The following is a 17,899-nucleotide window of genomic DNA, read 5'->3' as shown; positions in this document are numbered from 1 at the left end:
CCCTGTCAACAAAGTTGATACGGCTCGACTCAGGTTTGAGTTGTCCACAGGCCTGAAACGCGACGAGGCCGCCTTCGCCTACCTTGACGCTCATGAAGACCTCGAGATCGGTCGGCGCATTCCTCATACTGCTGCTCGGCGCCGCCGCGATGGTCGGCTGCAGCGAACGGGCGTCACCGAGCACGTCCCCGAACGCGCCGGCCAGCCCGCACAGCACCGCGACCGCGACCGCGGCCGACATCACGACGCTGGGCTTCGAGAGCGGAATCGGCCTGCCCGCCGACACGACCGTTCACTGGGATCTGGCTCTCGACGACATGCAGGGCTGGGAACTGGTGGATGATCGCATGGCGGATCTGAACGAGGGGGATCACGTCGTCTACAACGCGGAGTTGACGTGCGTCGCGAGCTTCATGCACCTTGACCTCGCCGGTACGACGGGTCTCACTGATCTGCAGGCGTCGGATGACGCCTTGCGGTCGGAGGTCGAGCGAGGAGCAGTCCGCATGGACCCCGCCGCCGTGATCAGCAGCTCCCTCGGCTTCCAGACTGCGGGGAATCCCGGCCTCGCCGCAAGGCGGTACATCGCGCAGGCCGAAACGGGGGTGGTCGGCGTGTTCTTCGCGCGTGCACTGGTCAGCATCGAGCGTGGTGTGCTGTTCTTCGCCACCTGCGATTCCGAGGAACTCGCTCTCGAGACGGCTGAGACCCTGTTGCAGAAGAACACCGTGGTCCTGCGCTGATGAGTGCCGCCGCGCGAGTGCGCGTCGGGCGACGTGCTGGCGGCGGCGCGAACGGTCTGGAACGAGAACGCGGTGAGGGTCGACTGAGCACGGGCATCCTGGCGTTCGCGCACCGCCTACGCTGGCTTGCATGACCCGCCCCGCGCTGCTCGCCGTCTCCCACGGCACCGCCGATGTCGACGGTGCCCGCTCGATCGCGGCGCTCGTCTCGCGGGTCGCCGAAGCGCTGCCCGGGGTGGAGGTGCACGCCGCGTTCGTCGACGTGCAGCAGCCGGATGCCGCCGACGCGCTGGCCGCGATCGGCGGTCCGGTCGCGATCGTTCCCCTGCTGCTGTCGAGCGGCTTCCACGTGCACCACGATCTGCACGGGATCGCGGCGGCGCGTGCGGATGCCGCGGTGGCCGCCCCCCTGGGCCCCGACGCCCTGCTGGCCGACGTCCTGGCGTCGCGCCTGAACGACACGGGGGACTCCGGGGCTCCGGTGGTGCTCGCCGTGGCCGGCTCGCGCGACGAGCGCTCGGTTGCGGATGCCGAGGGCGTCGCCGCCCTGCTGCGCACGCGCACCGGCCGCCGGATCACCCTCGCCTACCTCGCCGCCCGTCAGCCCGACCTCCCCACCGTGCTCGCCGCGCAGCCGGATGCCGTCGTGGCGACGTACCTGCTGGCGCGGGGCTACTTCTTCGATCTCGCGCGGCGACAGGCGGGCGGGCATCCGCTGACCCCTCCCCTGCTGGACGACCGTCTCCCCGACGGCATCCCTCGGGCCCTCGTCGACCTCGTGGTCGCCCGCTACACCGCCGCGTCAGCCGACCTCGCCTGACGCGCCCGGCGCGGGCCGGATGCACACGACGTGCGATCAGGCCACCCGCGCTCCGTCATATTTCGCGTCTCGTGACCTTCTGTTTCGCCCGTTGACCTTGCGTGTCATCGGGGGTTCTTGGACCGCGTGCACCTCCGTACGGTGAACCGCAGCCATTCACGAGGGGGCCGAGATGACCATCCAGCAGCCGACGACCATCCGCGGCGCGCGCACGCGCACTGGCCGGACGCCCACCAAGCCCCACGGTCAGTGGGCGGTCGACGGACGCGAGCCCCTGAACCCCAACGAGGAGATCAAGCTCGCCGACGACGGCCTGAACGTGCGCGAGCGCATCGAGAACGTCTACGCGCAGGGCGGGTTCAGGTCGATCGACCCGTCCGACCTGCACGGGCGCTTCCGGTGGTGGGGCCTGTACACCCAGCGCAAGCCCGGGATCGACGGCGGTCGCACCGCCCAGCTCGAGCCGCACGAGCTCGAGGACGAGTACTTCATGATGCGGGTGCGCATCGACGGCGGGCAGCTGACGACCGAGCAGCTGCGGGTCATCGGCGGCATCTCGACGGAGTTCGGGCGAGACATCGCCGACATCACCGATCGGCAGAACGTGCAGCTGCACTGGGTGCGCATCGAGGACGTACCCGAGATCTGGCGCCGCCTCGAGTCGGTCGGGCTCAACACCACCGAGGCGTGCGGCGACGTGCCGCGCACTTTCCTCGCCTCGGCGGTCGCGGGCATCGCCGAGGACGAGCTGATCGATCCCACCCCGCAGCTGCGCGAGATCATCGACCGCTACCTCGGCGACCCGAGCTTCTCCAACCTGCCGCGCAAGTACAAGACCGCGATAACCGGGCATCCCAGCCAGGACGTCGTGCATGAGATCAACGACTGCTCGTTCGTGGCGGTCGAGCATCCCGAACTCGGCATCGGCTACGACCTGTGGGTCGGCGGGGCGCTGGCCGCCGTTCCGCGCCTCGGCGAACGACTCGGTGCGTTCGTGGCGCCCGAGCGCGTGGCAGAGGTGTGGCACGGGGTGACGAGCGTCTTCCGCGACTACGGCTACCGACGCCTGCGCAACAAGGCGCGCATGAAGTTCCTGCTCGCCGACTGGGGCACTGCGAAGATGCGCGAGGTGCTCGAGACCGAGTACCTCTCCTCGCCGCTTCCCGACGGGCCGGCTCCCGCCCGACCGATCGGCGCGCCCGACCATGTGGGTGTGCACCGCCAGAAGGACGGCCGCTTCTACATCGGAGCCTCCACGACGGTCGGCCGCCTCTCAGGCTCCACGCTCACGCGCCTGGCGGATCTGGCCGAGGCGAACGGCTCGCACCGCGTGCGACCGACGGTGTTCCAGAAGGTCCTCGTGCTCGATGTGCCCGAGGACCGGGTGCCGCACGTCGTCGCGGGCCTCGACGATCTGGGGCTGCCCTCGCGACCCAGCCTCTTCCGCCGCGGCACGATCGCCTGCACGGGCATCGAGTTCTGCAAGCTCGCCATCGTCGAGACCAAGCAGAACGCGGCGCGGGCGATCGACCGGCTCGAGGAGCGCCTGGCCGAGCTCGAGCCCGAGATCGGCCAGACCATCACCCTGCATGTGAACGGCTGCCCCAACTCGTGCGCGCGCATCCAGTCCGCCGACATCGGGCTGAAGGGACAGCTCGTCACGATCGACGGGCAGCAGGTCCCGGGCTATCAGGTGCATCTCGGCGGCGGCCTGGCCACCGAGGGGCGTCCCGAGGCCGGTCTGGGCCGAACCGTGCGGGGCCTCAAGGTGCCCGCCGACGGCATCGCGGACTACGCCGAGCGGGTGATCCGCCGCTTCCTCGCCGACCGCGAGGGCGGCGAGACGTTCGCCACCTGGGCGCACCGCGCCGACGAGGAGGCCCTGCAGTGAGCGCCGCCCAGAACTCCGGCAGCGACACCCCTGCAGTGAGCGCCGCCCAGAACGCCGGCAGCGACACCCCTGCAGTGAGCGCCGCCCAGAACTCCGGCGGAGGCGCCGCTGCAGTGAGCGCCGCCCAGAACGCCGGCAGCGGCACCGCTGCAGTGAGCGCCGCCCAGAACTCCGGCGGAGGCGCCGCTGATCAGAGCTTCGGCGTCCGCTCCCCCCGCCGCTCTCCCGACCAGTTGCGTGAGCTCGCCGAGCGCGGAGCGCTCGAACTGCGCAGCGGCCGGCCCGACGAGGCGGGTCCGGCCGAGGTCGTGGCCTGGGTAGCTGCGCACTTCGGCGTCCCCCAGGCGGCCGTCGCCTGTTCGATGGCCGACGCTGCGCTGCCGCATCTCGTCGCCCAGCATCTTCCCGGGGTGGACGTGCTGTTCCTCGACACCGGGTATCACTTCGCCGAGACGGCCTTCACTCGCGACGAGGTGGCCGAGCGGCTCGACGTGCGGGTCGTGGACGTGCGGCCGGAGCAGTCCGTCCGCGAGCAGGATGCCGAGTTCGGCCGCGACCTGTTCGCTCGGGACCCGGGGCTGTGCTGCGCACGGCGCAAGGTCGCTCCGCTGCAGCGCGCCCTCGGCGGCTACGAGGTGTGGTTCACGGGCGTGCGACGCGATGAGAGCCCGACGCGTGCGGGCACCCCGCTGATCGTCTGGGACGAGCGCAACGGACTGGTGAAGGTGAATCCCGTCGCGGCGTGGAGTTTCGACGACCTCGTCGACTATGCCGCTGCGCATGACGTGCCGGTGAACCCCCTGATCGCGAACGGCTATCCGTCCATCGGCTGCGCGCCGTGCACGAAGCCCGTCGCGCCCGGTGAAGACCCCCGGTCCGGCCGCTGGGCGGGGCTGGCCAAGACAGAATGCGGGCTGCACGTATGAGCGCGGACATCCGGGACGAGGCCCGGCAGACGGCGTCGCCACCGAGCGCATCGGCCGACCTCGGCACTCTCGATCTGCTCGAGGCCGAGGCGATCCACATCATCCGCGAGGTGGTCGCCGAGTTCGAGCGGCCCGTGCTGCTCTTCTCGGGCGGCAAGGACTCGGTGGTCGTGCTGCACCTCGCGACCAAGGCATTCGCGCCCGGGCGGGTGCCGTTCCCGGTGCTGCACGTGGACACCGGCCACAACTTTCCCGAGGTGATCGCCTTCCGCGACAGGACCGTCGCCCGGCTGGGCGTCGACCTGCGGGTCGCGCAGGTGCAGTCGTACATCGACGACGGACGTCTGGCGGAGCGCCCCGACGGCACCCGCAACCCCCTGCAGACGCAGCCGCTGCTGGATGCGATCGCCGCCGGACGTCACGACGCCGTCTTCGGCGGTGCCAGGCGCGACGAGGACAAGGCCCGCGCGAAGGAGCGGATCATCTCGCTGCGCGACGAGTTCGGCCAGTGGGACCCGCGCAACCAGCGCCCCGAGCTCTGGAGCCTCTACAACGGCCGCCACCTGCCGGGCCAGCACGTGCGCGCGTTCCCGATCTCGAACTGGACCGAGCTCGACGTCTGGCGCTACATCGAGCGCGAGCGCATCGAGCTGCCGCCGCTGTACTACGCGCACGAGCGCGAGGTGTTCCGGCGCGACGGCATGTGGTGGGCGCGGGGAGAGTTCGCCCAGCCGCGCGAAAGCGAAGACGTGGTGCGCCGCACCGTGCGCTACCGCACGGTGGGTGACATGAGCTGCACGGGCGCCGTGGAATCGGATGCCGCCGATGTGGCATCCGTGGTCGCCGAAGTCGCCCGCTCGACCCTCACCGAGCGCGGAGCCACCCGGGCGGACGACCGCATCAGCGAGGCCGCCATGGAGGACCGCAAGAAGGACGGATACTTCTGATGAGCGCCGCTGAAGAGACTCTCCCGCCGGGCACGACATCCGGCACGACGCTGTTCCGTTTCGCGACCGCCGGCTCCGTCGACGACGGCAAGTCGACGCTCGTGGGCCGGCTGCTGCACGACGCCAAGGCGATCCTGGCCGATCAGCTCGACCAGGTCGCCGCCACCTCGCGAGCCCGCGGCTTCGCACACGGCGCGTTCGACTTCGCGCTGCTGACAGACGGTCTGCGCGCCGAGCGCGAGCAGGGCATCACGATCGACGTCGCCTACCGCTACTTCGCCACCGACAGACGCAGCTTCATCCTCGCCGACTGCCCAGGTCATGTGCAGTACACCCGCAACATGGTCACCGGTGCCGCCACGGCCGACGCGGTCATCGTGCTGGTCGACGCCCGCAAGGGCGTGGTCGAGCAGACGCGCAGGCACCTGGCCGTCGCGTCGCTCCTGCGCGTCGAGCACGTGATCGTCGCGGTGAACAAGATCGACCTGGTCGGCTTCGACGAGCAGGCCTATGTCGACGTCGAGCTCGATGCCCTGCGCGTGGCGGACGAGCTGGACATCCACGCCGTGCGGGTGCTGCCCGTGTCGGCGCTCGAGGGTGACAACATCGTGGAGCGCTCCGCACGCACGCCCTGGTACGAGGGCGAGACGCTGTTCGAACTGCTCGAGACGCTCCCCGTGCGCGCCGAGGCGGCTTCGGACCTGCGCCTTCCCGTGCAGCTGGTGCTGCGCCCGCAGGGCGGGCTCTCCCCCGACATCCCCGCCGGCGAGGCCGAGCGACTGCGCGATTTCCGCGGGTTCGCGGGTCGCGTCGCTGCCGGCCGTGTCGCGGTCGGCGACCGCGTGCAGGTGCTGCCGGGCGGGCAGCGCACCGCGGTGACCGGCGTTCACGTCGCTGGAGCGGATGCCGGTGCGGCGGCGGCACGCCAGTCGGCGACCGTCACCCTTGCCGACGAGATCGACGCCGCCCGCGGCGCCCTGATCGTCGCGGAGGGGACCGCGCCCGAGCTTCTCCGCGAGGTCGACGTCGAGCTGTTCCAGCTCGACCGCCGCCCCACGACGCCTGGCACCCGCGTACTCGTCAAGCACGGCACCGCGACCGTGCAGGCCGTGATCGCGGAGCTGATCTCCCGGCGCGACCTCGAGACGCTGGGTCACGTCGATCTCGGGCAGGACGACGCTCCGGCCCTCGCCGAGAACGAGATCGGGCGGGTGCGGCTGCGCCTGGCATCCGCCCTCCCGCTCGAGCCCTACGCGCGCTCGCGCGAGGGCGGCTCACTGCTGCTCATACACCCGGCCGACGGTGCGACCCTCGCCGCCGCCACCGTCGTCGGCGACTGACCGCCGCACTCGAACCCGATTCCGACCCGCACCACCACCGACCTTGAAGGAGGCGAAACCGTGAAGATCACCCGCAACAACAGGATTCTCACCGCACTGGGGACTCTCGTCATGGCGCTCACCGCAGGGGCGCTGGCAGGGTGTGCGCCGTCGCCTGCGAGTGCGGGCGGCGGGGCTGAAGAGGTGCGCCTGGGCTACTTCGCCAACGTCACGCATGCACCTGCGCTGGTCGGCCTGTCGGAGGGACTGTTCGAGGAAGCGCTCGACGACGTGCAGGTGAAGACCGAGGTCTTCAACGCGGGGCCGGCCGCCATCGAGGCGCTCTCCGCGGGCGCCATCGACGCCGCGTACGTCGGTCCGAATCCGGCGATCAACACGTTCATCCAGTCGGGCGGAGCCTCTGCGCACGTGATCGCCGGCGCCACCTCGGGCGGCGCCTCGCTGGTCGTGCGCGACGGCATCGACGGCCCGGCCGACCTGGCCGGGACGACGATCGCCAGCCCTCAGCTCGGCAACACCCAGGACGTGGCGCTGCGCAGCTGGCTCGCAGGAGAGGGTCTCGCAACCTCGACCACGGGCGATGGCGACGTCACGGTGACGCCCACGGAGAACGCGCAGATCCTCACCCTCTTCGGCAAAGGGCAGCTCGACGGCGCCTGGGTCCCCGAGCCGTGGGCGTCCCGCCTGGTGCTCGAGGCCGGAGCGCACGTGCTCGTCGACGAGGCCGACCTCTGGCCCGACGGCGCCTTCCCGACGACGGTGCTGCTCGTGCGCGCGGAGTTCGCGGCGCAGCATCCGGATGTCGTCGAGGCCCTTCTCGAGGGTCATCTCGACGCGCTGGAATGGCTGAGCGGTCACCCCGGCGATGCGTCCGACGTGATCAACGACGCCCTCGAGGAGTACACGGGCAAGCGTCTGCCCGACGACGTCATCGCCCGGGCTCTGGAGAACGTCACCTTCACGGCGGATCCGCACGCCGCCGCCTTCACCGCACTCGTCGAGAACGGCGTGCGCGCGGGCACGCAGAAGGAGGGCTCGATCGACGGCCTGTTCGATCTGCGCGCGCTGAACGGACTTCTCGCCGGGCGCGACGCCGAGCCCGTCTCGGCTGCCGGGCTCGGGGAGCAGTGATGCCGACCGTCGAGGAGAGCACCCGCCCGCGGCTCACCGGCGCTCGGCTGGGTCCGAGCTTCGACGCGGTCACCCCGCTGCCGTCGCCCCGTCCCCCTGCGGCCCCGGCCGTGCGGATCGCCCACGTCACCAAACGCTACGGGGCGGGCCCGGTGGTTCTCGACGATGTGTCGCTCGACATCGCCCCCGGCGAGTTCGTCTGCCTGCTCGGCGCATCCGGATGCGGAAAATCGACGCTGCTGAACCTCGTCGCCGGCCTCGAGCCGGTGACGACAGGGGCGATCGAGACACCCGCGGATGGAGCCGCGGTGATGTTCCAGGAGGCGGCGCTCATGCCGTGGCTGACCGCGCGGCGGAATGTCGAGCTGGCGCTTCGCCTGCGCGGGGCGTCCCGCGGCGAGCGCCGCACCGAGGCGGAGCATCTGCTCGCCACGGTGAATCTGACCGAAGCCGCAGATCGCCGCCCGCACGAGCTCTCCGGCGGGATGCGGCAGCGCGTGGCGCTCGCGCGCGCCCTCGCGCAGGACCGGTCGGTGCTGCTGATGGACGAGCCGTTCGCCGCCCTCGACGCGATCACCCGCGACCTGCTGCACGAGGAGCTCGAGCGGGTCTGGCGGGCGACCGGGCGCACCATCGTGTTCGTCACGCACAACGTGCGCGAGGCGGCGCGACTCGGCGAACGGGTGATCCTGCTCTCCAGCCGCCCGGGTCGCATCTCCGGCGAATGGCGGGTGGCGCAGACCTCGGGCCGGCGCATCGAGTCGCCCGAGGTTGGCGCGCTGGCGTCGGAGATCACCGCCGAGCTGCGGAAGGAGATCAGCCGAAATGCCTCCTGAGATCGTCACCGAGCCGGCGACCGGAGAGGTCGACGAGCTGCGCGCCCTCTCGACCGGTCTCGACCGTCTGCAGGAGCAGCAGCCGCATCGACCGCGCACCGACGGCGCTCTGGTCAGGATCCTGGCGCCGGTCGCGCTGCTCGCTGTGCTGCTCATCGCCTGGCAGCTGTACGTCGTGATCGTCCAGCCCCGCCCCGACATCGCTCCGAGTCCGCTGCAGGTCGCCGGAGCGTTCGCGGATGCCTGGGTGTCGGGCCGCCTGCAGGAGGCGGTGCTCACCAGTCTGGAGCGCGGCGTGATCGGTTTTCTCATCGCGATCGCCGTCGGCACACCGCTGGGCCTGCTGCTGGCGGAATGGCGACCGCTGCGCCGCGCGGCCGGACCGCTGATATCCGGCCTGCAGGTGCTGCCGTCGGTGGCGTGGGTGCCGGCCGCGATCATCTGGTTCGGACTGTCGGACGCGACCGTCTACTTCGTGGTGCTGATGGGCGCGATCCCCTCGATCGTCAACGGCCTGCTGTCGGGCGTCGATCAGGTGCCGCCGCAGCTGCTGCGCGTGGGCACCGTGCTGGGCGCGACCCGCTGGCAGCTGGCGACGTCCGTCGCGCTGCCGGCCGCGCTGCCCGGATACGTCGCGGGCCTGCGCCAGGGGTGGGCGTTCTCCTGGCGCTCGCTGATGGCAGCCGAGATCATCGCGGTCGGCGGGTCGATCGGCTTCGGCCTGGGGTCGATGCTGCAGCAGTCCCGCGAACTCGCCGACCTCGCCGGGGTGCTCGGCACGATCCTGCTGATCCTCGCCATCGGCATCCTCATCGAGCTGCTGCTGTTCGGTCCGCTCGAACGCCGGATGCTGCACGCCCGCGGTCTCGCACCGGGAGGCGCGCGATGACCCCCGCGACCGTCACGCTCGTGGGCGCCGGTCCGGGCGACGCCGGCCTGCTCACGCGACGCGGCCTGCGCGCTCTGGAGCAGGCCGACGTCATCGTCGCCGACCGGCTCGGCGCCCGCACCGTGCTCGAGCAGCTGGCCGACGAGGGCGTCGTGCTCGGCGCCGAGGTGATCGACGTCGGGAAGCTTCCGGGGCATCACCGGGTGCCACAGGATGCCATCAACGCGCTGCTCGTCGAGCTCGCCCGCGGCGGCCGGCGGACGGTGCGCCTGAAGGGTGGCGACCCGTTCGTGTTCGGCCGCGGCCGCGAGGAGCAGCTGTTCTGCGAGGCGGCCGGGGTGCCGGTCGATGTCGTGCCCGGCGTGACGAGCGCCGTGTCGGTGCCCGCCGTGGCGGGCATTCCGCTGACCCACCGGGGCGTGGCGGCATCGTTCTCGGTGGTGAGCGCGCACGACCAGATCGAACCGGGCGGTGCGCTCAGCTCGACGGGGAGCGACCACACCGTCGTCCTGCTGATGGGCGTGAGCACGCTCGCGCACTCCGCGCACGTGCTCGCGACGGGCGCACGCGGTGCGAACTGCCCCGTTGCGATCGTCGAGGACGGCTACGGCGCGGGCGAACGCGTGACCGTCGGCACGCTCGCCACGATCGCCCAGCTCGCCGCGGCGCATCGCGTGCGCTCCCCCGCGGTCGTCGTCGTCGGCGACGTGGTGCGCCTCAGCCCCCACGCGGTGCCCGCGCATTCCGACAGCGCTCTCGCCGACGGGGCCGCCGCCGTCGGCGCCGGCACCCCCGTTCCTGTCAGCGCTCTCGCCGACAGCGCCCTCGCCGTCGAAGCCGGCACCCCCGTTCCCGTCAGCGCTCTCGCCGACAGCGCCCTCGCCGTCGAAACGGGCGCGACCGAGCCTTCGCCGACACCGCCCGTCACACGACCCCGGTCGCGTCTGGCCGCGGCGATCGACGCGGGACTGGCCGTCGACACCGGCCTGATCAGTGCGATCGACTCGTCTCTGACGCCTGGCATCCAGAAGGCCGCCGGTGGCGGCATCCGCACCGCTCTGTCCGCTCTGCTCTCCCGGAAGGCCCCCACCTCATGACCTCTCTCTCCTTGCGCGTCGCGATCGTCGGCGCCGGTCCCGCAGGCATCTACGCGGGCAATCTGCTGGCCAACGCCGTGGCCGAAGGGCGGCAGGCGCACGGCACCGACGCCCGCGTCGAGATCGACCTCTTCGAGTCGCTGCCCGCCCCTTACGGGCTGATCCGCTACGGCGTCGCACCCGACCACCCGCGGATCAAGGGCATCGTCAACTCGCTGCACGAGATGCTCGACGCGTTCCCCGACGACGACGCCGACCGCCGCACGATCCGCTTCATCGGCAACGTGGAGGTCGGGCGCGACATCGCCCTCGGCGAACTGCGCGAGCGCTACCACGCGGTCATCCTCGCCACCGGCGCCGTCCGCGACGCCGCACTCGACGTCCCCGGCGTGGAGCTTTCGGGTTCCCACGGCGCCGCTGACTTCGTGGCCTGGTTCGACGGTCACCCCGACGTCGCGCGCACCTGGCCGCTCGATGCCCGCGAGGTCGCCGTGATCGGCAACGGCAACGTCGCCCTCGACGTCGCACGCGTGCTGGCCAAGCACGCCGTCGATCTGCGCACCACCGAGATGCCCGACAACGTGCTCGCAGGTCTCGAGGCGTCAGCGGTGACCGACGTGCACGTCTTCGGCCGCCGTGGCCCCGCCGACATCAAGTTCACCCCCATCGAGCTGCGCGAGCTGGGTGAGGTGCGCGATGTCGACATCGTGCTGCACGACGAGGATTTCGAGGGCGTCGATCCGGCATCCGCCGCGAACAATCAGCTGAAGGTCATGCTGCGCACCCTGAACGGCTGGCGCGAGCGCCCGGCGGGCACTGCGTCGCGGCGCCTGCACCTGCACTTCTGGCACACGCCGGAGGCGATCGTCGGCGAGGGACGGGTCGAGCGCATCCGCTTCGCACGCACCACCGCCGGCCACGACGGCGCACTGGTCACGACGGGCGAGGTGCGCGAGTACGCGGTGCAGGCGGTCTACCGCGCCGTCGGGTACTACGGCACGCGGGTCGACGGCGCGCCCTTCGACGAGCGACGCGGGGTCGTGCCGAACGAGGCGGGGCGCGTCACCGGAGAGCCAGGGCTGTACGCCACGGGGTGGATCAAGCGGGGGCCGGTGGGGTTGATCGGGCACACCAAGTCCGATGCGCTCGAGACCATCACGAACCTGATCGCCGACGCCGGGGCCGGACTGCTGAGCGCTCCGGATGCCGGCGACGACGTGCTCGATCTGCTCGACGCGCGCGAGACGGCGTACACGACCTGGGACGGCTGGCTGGCGCTGGATGCCCATGAGCGCGCGCTCGGCGAGAGCCACCGGCACGCGCGCGAGCGCGTGAAGGTCGTGCCGCGCGACGAGCAGGTGGCGATCTCGCGGCCGGGGGTGCTCACCCGATGACCTATGTCATCGCGCTGCCCTGCGTGGATGTCAAGGACCGCGCCTGCGTCGACGAGTGTCCGGTCGACTGCATCTACGAGGGAGAGCGCTCGCTGTACATCCACCCCGACGAGTGCGTGGACTGCGGCGCCTGCGAGCCGGTGTGCCCCGTCGAGGCGATCTACTACGAGGACGACCTGCCCGAGGAATGGGCCGACTACTACAAGGCCAACGTCGAGTTCTTCGACGAGATCGGCTCACCGGGCGGTGCGGCCAAGACGGGTGTCCTGTCCTTCGACCACCCGCTGGTGGCCGCGCTGCCGCTGCAAGGGGAAGGAGATGCCTGAGTACGACGTGCTCGTCGTCGGCGGCGGTCCCGCCGGACTCTCCGCCGCGCTGAATCTCGGACGGTCGCTGGCGCGGGTGCTCGTCGTCGACGCCGACCGTCCGCGCAACGCGGCGACGCTCAACTCGCACGGATTCCTCACCCGCGACGGCGTGCCGCCCTCCGAACTGCGCAAGATCGCCCGCGCGGAGCTGACGGCGTACCCGAACGTCGAGGTCCGCTCGCGGATGCGGGTGACCGCCCTCGGCGCCGCGGACAACGGCTTCGTCGCGGGTATCGGCCGGCGCGAGGCGACAGAGTCGGTGTCGGCGGGTGCAGTGCTGCTGGCGACCGGGCTGCGCGAGACGCTGCCCGAGGTGCCCAACCTGCGCGGCTTCTACGGCATGAGCCTGTTCAGCTGTGCGGCATGCGATGCCTGGGAGCTGCGCGGGCGCAGCCTGGCGCTGATCGGAGAGTCCGCCGACCTCGCCGATCGCGCGCGGCTGATCGCGCACTGGACGCCGAGGCTGACCGTCTTCACGCACGGTTCGGAGGCGGTCACGACCACCGAGGAGGCAGAGCTGGCCTCCGCCGGGGTGACGGTCGTGCGTGAGGCGATCACCGAGCTCGTGGGAGACCGCGGTCGCATCGAGGGGGTGCAGGTCGCCGGCGGCGGCGTCCACGCGGTGGACGGTGGCTTCGTGAGGCCGGAGTGGGAGTCAGACCTGTCGTTCCTCGACGGCATCTCCCCTCGTCGGGATGCCGACGGGCACGTGGTGACGGACCGGTCGGGGCGCACCAGCGTGGGCGGGCTCTACGCGGCCGGCGATGTCGCCGCTCCGGGTCCCCAGCAGCTCATCGTCGCTGCGGGCGCGGGGGCGAGGGTGGCCGCGGTGATCACGCACGACGCGATCGGGGTCGCCACGACGCACTGACACTGCCGCCGACTCGACTGCCACGCGGTTGTCGCCACGACGCACTGACGCGGATCAGCGGTCCGCGGAAGTGGCTTGCCACGACGCCCTGACACTGACGCCGACGCTGACGCGGGTCAGCGACCGCCGGGTGGTCCGACGAGCAACAGGATGCTGAAGATCGCTACGACGAGAACGAGGACGAGCAGGGCGAGCACCCACGGCCGGTGCAGGAACCAGCGCATCGTGCGGTCGTACCAGGTGCGGTCGCGAGGGTCTTCGGTCTCGCTCAGGCGCCACTCGCCCTCGAGGCGGCCGGAGCGGTGCAGCCAGATCTCGGCCGGGATGGTCGCGTACGGGACGATCGCGCTGGCGACCGTGGTGATCGCGACGCCGACGTGCCAGCGCTGGTGGAAGGCGAGCAGCACCGACATCGCCCCGTAGGACAGGAAGACGAATCCGTGGATGCCTCCGGCGATCGTCACGAGCACCGCCGGCTGGCCGAGAGCGCGCGCGACGAGCGCGCTGATCAGCAGGGTCCAGGTGATCGCCTCGGCGATCGCGAGCGCGCGGAAGAGGCGGGCGGGCTGGGTGAACACGGGTTTCTCCTCGGATCGGTCTTCCTCCACGCTAGGCGAGCGGGGAAGCGGGTCCGCGCTCGAGCGCGAAAGATCAACCGAAAGGGTGAGAGTGCACGTCGTGCCGGCCGGTCAGACCCGAGCTGCGGATGAGGTTCGGTCGGCGCGCTGCGCACGTCGGCACGACTGCCGTGCCGGTGAGCTCCGACCAATGGGTCAGAAGAGTGCCAGAAGTTCGCCGGGCACCGCGGCCCAAGGGTCGACGGTGTCACCGGAATCCGGTGGCGGGTCGGTATCGCTGCCGGTATCGGCACGGACACCGGCGTCGGTGCGGACACCGGTATCGGTGCGGACACCGGCATCGGCGTCGGCGCGGACAACGGCATCGGCATCGGCATCGGCGAAGATGACGGTGTTCTGCGGTGGCGGTCTGTCGATGTAGACCCGGCCGGTGGGACTGGTCCATGCGAGGAGCCCGTCACCGAGCTGTTCGACGTGCCAGGGCGAGTGATGCTTCAGGATGTGATGCCGGCGGCACAGGCCCGCGAGGTTCGCCTCGTCGGTGGGCCCGCCGAGAGCCGCGTCGAGCGTATGGTCGAGGTCGTTGTCGCGGGCGGGGAGGCCACAGCACGCGAACCGGCACCGCTGATCCCGCGCCTGCAGCCGGCGACGCATCTGTGCGCTCGGCCGGTACCGATCGACCGCCAGCAGAGCGCCGGTGATCGGGTCGGTCAGGATGCGGTCCCATCCCGACGCTGCGCCGGCCAGACGCCCAGCGGTCTCGATGTCGATCGGGATGCGACCGTTCAGCTCCGCCGGCGGCGTCGCCACACCCTCGGCGCCGATCAGGGTCGTCACCGGCACCGTCACGCTCACGTGCGGGACGATCGCGGCGAGGAGCCCGTCGGTCGTGTCGTGCCCTGCGGGAGCGCCGGTCAGCAGCAGGTCGAGGGCGAGATCGGCGCGCTTCTGCGAGAGCGTACGCGGGTCGACTGCAGCGGGCGCCGTGTTCGCGGCAGCCTCGTCGTCTTCACCCGTGACAGGCGCCGCACCCCGCGTGGAGCCCGGGCCGAACGCCGCGCCGCACGCGACAGTCGAAGAGGCGGCATCCGCCTTGGCCATGCCGGTGATCCGCTCGAACGCCGCGTGCACCAGGGCCGCCGGTCCCAGAACGCCGAGTTCTGCCATGCCGTCGGCGGCGTCCTTCGTCCACACACGACGCTCTTCGCGAGCATCCGCATGCCGCTCCTCCAGCGACCGGGGCTGGTACTGCTCCGCGATCCGCGCTGCGATGGGCCGCAACCGGTTCGGCGACTCGTCTTCGGCGAGTTCGAGCACGCGGACGGAATAGGCTTCCCGCGCCTGCGGGTCGTCGAGATGGTCTCCGGCATCCACGATCACGCGAGCGTGTCCCGCGCTGATCCGCCCGGCGCCCTGCGCCGCCCACACCAGCGGGAACCGGTCGACCTTGAACTCGGCCTCGCTCATCCGCCGCTGCACCGTGCGATCGGAGACGTGCAGCGCCGCACCCAGTTCTGCCGCGACGCTGCGGAACGCGATGTCGGCCTCGTCGGCGTCGCCGGCCGCCGACATCGCCCAGCGCGACGCGAGCGCCAGCACCCCGTCGAGCCCCGCCTGCATACTCGTGATCGAGCGATGCACGCCCTGGGCCAGGTCGACCAGCTCGTCGAGCGTGGTCACCTGCTCCACAGAGACATCCATCAGTGCCGTCATGCATCCAGTATCCGAGGGGCCACCGACATTCGGCCGAGGACGAGAGGCTCCGGCCGAGCCCGGGTATCGGGAGTACGTTCAGGGCATCATGGGTCTGTGAAGACGACGTGTTGGCCTTCATGGACATCGATGCCGGACCTGCGTGCCCCGAACAAGGAGTGAACGATGAACACCGCTGAACAGATCAATGCCGTGACCCGCAGCGTCGAGCACACCGCATCGGAGCACGTCGTCGTGCTCGAACAGGCGTTCCCGACCACGCCCGGCGACCTGTGGGACGCGTGCACCAGCCCCGAGCGGCTCTCGCGCTGGTTCGAGCCGATCGACGGGGACCTCGTCGAAGGCGGCCGCTACCGGCTCACCGGCAGCGGAACGACCGGCACCATCACGCAGTGCAGCGAACCGCACGCCCTGCGCATCACCTGGGAGCACGGTGGCGATACCAGCATCGTCGACGTGAGCCTCACCCCGGCGGGCCAGAGCACGGTCCTGACGCTCCGCCACAGCGTTCCCGACGATGAGCACTGGAGAACCTACGGGCCCGCCGCCCCCGGCATCGGGTGGGACGGCTCACTGCTGGCGCTCGGCCTGTTCCTCGCGGGGGACCATCGCTCGCATCCCGAGGAGATGGCCAAGCTCCACGCGACGGACGAGGGCAGGGATTTCATCGCACAGAGCGCAGAGTCGTGGCAGGCAGCTCACATCGCCGCCGGCTCTGATTCCGCAGAGGCTCGCGCGATGGCCGGGAGAACCGCAGCCTTCTATCGCGGCGAGTGATGCGGCGCGGCGAGCGATGAGGCGGCGCGGCGAGCGCGATCTCGAGACGCTCTTCGCCGAGCTGCTCGCGGCATCCTTCGGGCGAGGATGCGCCGTGCGGCGCGCCGTCACCCGCCGTTCACCGCTCGACGCCAGACTTCGAGCATGAGCGAAGAGCACCCGGCCCCGGCGGAGACGCCGATCACCACGGCCGCGATGACCGCCTTCGGGCGCGAGCACGAGGGCGGGGCGCCCGCCGCCACGCGCAAGCAGGTGGTCTCGTGGGCGATGTGGGACTGGGCGATGCAGCCGTTCAACACCGTCATCCTCACGTTCGTGTGGATCGCGCTGTACCTGACGTCGCGGATGTTCCTCGATCCTGCCGTGCGCGAGTCCGGGTTGCTCGCCGACGGCACGTACATGAACTGCAACAAGGATGAGTTCATCGGCTCCGCCTACTGCCAGGGGCTCACCGACCTGTCGGCGTGGTGGGGCTGGGCGAACTTCGCCGCCGGCATCCTGATCCTCGTGTTGGCGCCGGTGCTGGGCCAGCAGGCCGATGCGCGCGGCAACAAGAAGAAGTGGGTCATCGGGGCGACGATCGCGATCGCCCTGATCCAGTTCGGCCTGTTCTTCGTCGAAGCCGATCCGAAGTACTTCTGGTTCGGGGCCTTCGCCGTGGCGATCGCCGCCGTGGTCAGTGAGATCGGCAACGTCAGCTATTACGCGATGCTCTCGGAGGTCTCGACGCCGAAGAACGTCGGACGCGTCTCCGGCCTCGGCTGGGGCCTCGGCTACATCGGCGGCGTGGTCGCCCTGATCGCCTGCATCCCCGTGCTGTTCACGGTCGGGCAGGACAACCCGCTGTCGTTCAAGCTCGTCGCGGTCATCTGCGCGGTGTGGACGCTGGTGTTCTCGATCCCGATGTTCCGCAACGTGCCCGAGTCGCCCGCCTACGACGCCTCGAAGCGCGTCGGCTTCTTCCGCTCCTACGTCGTGCTGGCGAAGAACATCGCGAACCTGTTCCGCACGAACCGGCCGACCTTCTGGTTCATGCTCGCGGCCGCCGTGTACCGCGACGGCCTGGCCGGCGTGTTCGCGTTCGGCGCGGTGCTCGCAGCTCAGGGCTTCGGGTTCTCGTTCATCGAGGTCATCATCTTCGGTCTCGCCGCGAACCTCGTCGCCGGCGTCTCGACCCTGCTCGCCGGACGCATCGACGATGCGATCGGCCCGCGGCGCCTGATCGTGATCACGCTCGCCGGCCTTGTCGTGATGGCGTTCGTGGTCTTCGCCCTGAAAGACCTGGGCACGATCGTCTTCTGGGTCTGCGGCCTGCTGCTGTGCGCGTTCGTCGGCCCGACCCAGGCGTCGAGCCGCAGCCTGCTGACGCGTCTGACGCCTCCGAGCCAGCAGGGCGAGATCTTCGGCCTGTACGCGACGACCGGTCGCGTCGCGTCGTTCCTGTCGCCGCTGGCCTGGTCGCTGTTCCTCGCGTGGTTCGGGGGGATCGTCTACGGCGTGCTCGGGATCGGCCTGATCCTGCTGATCGGTCTGGTGCTGCTGCTGTTCGTCCGCTTTCCGAAGGACGTCGGCGTCTGA

Annotated in this window: 17 protein-coding genes; 15 read left to right on the top strand and 2 right to left on the bottom strand. The window is 70.9% G+C overall.

The annotated features are described in order from the left end of the window. The first annotated feature begins 92 nt into the window (after nt 1–92). From ACFWHT_RS10615 to ACFWHT_RS10555, 13 genes are all read left to right on the top strand, one after another. Nucleotides 93–743 carry a hypothetical protein gene (locus tag ACFWHT_RS10615; protein WP_378828222.1) on the top strand — a complete coding sequence of 217 codons (651 nt, stop codon included), beginning with the start codon at nt 93–95 and terminating at the stop codon, nt 741–743. A 130-nt stretch (nt 744–873) separates the two neighbouring features. After that, on the top strand, nt 874–1,563 hold the full coding sequence (locus tag ACFWHT_RS10610) for a sirohydrochlorin chelatase (RefSeq protein ID WP_378828220.1): 690 nt from the start codon (nt 874–876) through the stop codon (nt 1,561–1,563). A 172-nt stretch (nt 1,564–1,735) separates the two neighbouring features. Then, a complete protein-coding gene (locus ACFWHT_RS10605) occupies nt 1,736–3,454 on the top strand; it encodes a nitrite/sulfite reductase (RefSeq protein ID WP_378828219.1) in 1,719 nt (572 codons plus the stop codon). A 233-nt stretch (nt 3,455–3,687) separates the two neighbouring features. Then, complete coding sequence (locus tag ACFWHT_RS10600) at nt 3,688–4,380, top strand: phosphoadenylyl-sulfate reductase (RefSeq protein WP_378829470.1); 693 nt, start codon at nt 3,688–3,690, stop codon at nt 4,378–4,380. Beyond that, entirely contained in the window at nt 4,377–5,327 is a 951-nt protein-coding gene (gene cysD / locus ACFWHT_RS10595) for a sulfate adenylyltransferase subunit CysD (RefSeq protein ID WP_378828217.1), read from the top strand. Before ACFWHT_RS10600 ends, cysD begins: the two co-directional genes overlap by 4 nt. After that, a complete protein-coding gene (locus ACFWHT_RS10590) occupies nt 5,327–6,667 on the top strand; it encodes a sulfate adenylyltransferase subunit 1 (RefSeq protein WP_378828215.1) in 1,341 nt (446 codons plus the stop codon). The genes cysD and ACFWHT_RS10590 overlap by 1 nt, the downstream gene beginning before the upstream one ends. 60 nt (nt 6,668–6,727) lie before the next feature. Then, entirely contained in the window at nt 6,728–7,798 is a 1,071-nt protein-coding gene (locus ACFWHT_RS10585; RefSeq protein ID WP_378828213.1) for an ABC transporter substrate-binding protein, read from the top strand. After that, the gene (locus tag ACFWHT_RS10580) at nt 7,798–8,634 is read left to right on the top strand and encodes an ABC transporter ATP-binding protein (protein ID WP_378828211.1); all 837 of its coding nucleotides are present in this window, start codon (nt 7,798–7,800) and stop codon (nt 8,632–8,634) included. Before ACFWHT_RS10585 ends, ACFWHT_RS10580 begins: the two co-directional genes overlap by 1 nt. Beyond that, nucleotides 8,624–9,523 (top strand): ABC transporter permease, encoded by a 900-nt coding sequence (locus ACFWHT_RS10575; protein ID WP_378828210.1) that lies wholly within the window; start codon nt 8,624–8,626, stop codon nt 9,521–9,523. The genes ACFWHT_RS10580 and ACFWHT_RS10575 overlap by 11 nt, the downstream gene beginning before the upstream one ends. Beyond that, entirely contained in the window at nt 9,520–10,620 is a 1,101-nt protein-coding gene (cobA, locus tag ACFWHT_RS10570; RefSeq protein WP_378828209.1) for a uroporphyrinogen-III C-methyltransferase, read from the top strand. Before ACFWHT_RS10575 ends, cobA begins: the two co-directional genes overlap by 4 nt. Further along, nucleotides 10,617–12,014, top strand: a complete 1,398-nt coding sequence (locus tag ACFWHT_RS10565) for an FAD-dependent oxidoreductase (RefSeq protein WP_378828208.1) — start codon at nt 10,617–10,619, stop codon at nt 12,012–12,014. The genes cobA and ACFWHT_RS10565 overlap by 4 nt, the downstream gene beginning before the upstream one ends. After that, the gene (gene fdxA / locus ACFWHT_RS10560) at nt 12,011–12,340 is read left to right on the top strand and encodes a ferredoxin (RefSeq protein ID WP_378828207.1); all 330 of its coding nucleotides are present in this window, start codon (nt 12,011–12,013) and stop codon (nt 12,338–12,340) included. Before ACFWHT_RS10565 ends, fdxA begins: the two co-directional genes overlap by 4 nt. Next, a complete protein-coding gene (locus ACFWHT_RS10555) occupies nt 12,333–13,253 on the top strand; it encodes an NAD(P)/FAD-dependent oxidoreductase (RefSeq protein ID WP_378828206.1) in 921 nt (306 codons plus the stop codon). Before fdxA ends, ACFWHT_RS10555 begins: the two co-directional genes overlap by 8 nt. A 116-nt stretch (nt 13,254–13,369) precedes the next feature. On the opposite strand, the gene ACFWHT_RS10550 is transcribed toward ACFWHT_RS10555, so the two are convergent. Then, nucleotides 13,370–13,831 (bottom strand): DUF3817 domain-containing protein, encoded by a 462-nt coding sequence (locus ACFWHT_RS10550; protein ID WP_378828204.1) that lies wholly within the window; start codon nt 13,829–13,831, stop codon nt 13,370–13,372. A 195-nt stretch (nt 13,832–14,026) separates the two neighbouring features. Then, nucleotides 14,027–15,544 carry a DUF222 domain-containing protein gene (locus tag ACFWHT_RS10545; protein ID WP_378828203.1) on the bottom strand — a complete coding sequence of 506 codons (1,518 nt, stop codon included), beginning with the start codon at nt 15,542–15,544 and terminating at the stop codon, nt 14,027–14,029. Nucleotides 15,545–15,709: 165 nt separating this feature from the next. Between ACFWHT_RS10545 and ACFWHT_RS10540 the strand changes: the two genes are divergently transcribed. Next, entirely contained in the window at nt 15,710–16,321 is a 612-nt protein-coding gene (locus tag ACFWHT_RS10540; protein WP_378828202.1) for an SRPBCC domain-containing protein, read from the top strand. Nucleotides 16,322–16,465: 144 nt separating this feature from the next. Next, on the top strand, nt 16,466–17,899 hold the full coding sequence (locus tag ACFWHT_RS10535) for an MFS transporter (RefSeq protein ID WP_378828201.1): 1,434 nt from the start codon (nt 16,466–16,468) through the stop codon (nt 17,897–17,899).

The organism is Microbacterium sp. NPDC058342 (genome assembly GCF_042723935.1).
Classification (GTDB): domain Bacteria; phylum Actinomycetota; class Actinomycetes; order Actinomycetales; family Microbacteriaceae; genus Microbacterium.
Note: the sequence above shows the minus strand (reverse complement) of the source record. Positions and strands in the feature narration are given on the sequence as shown.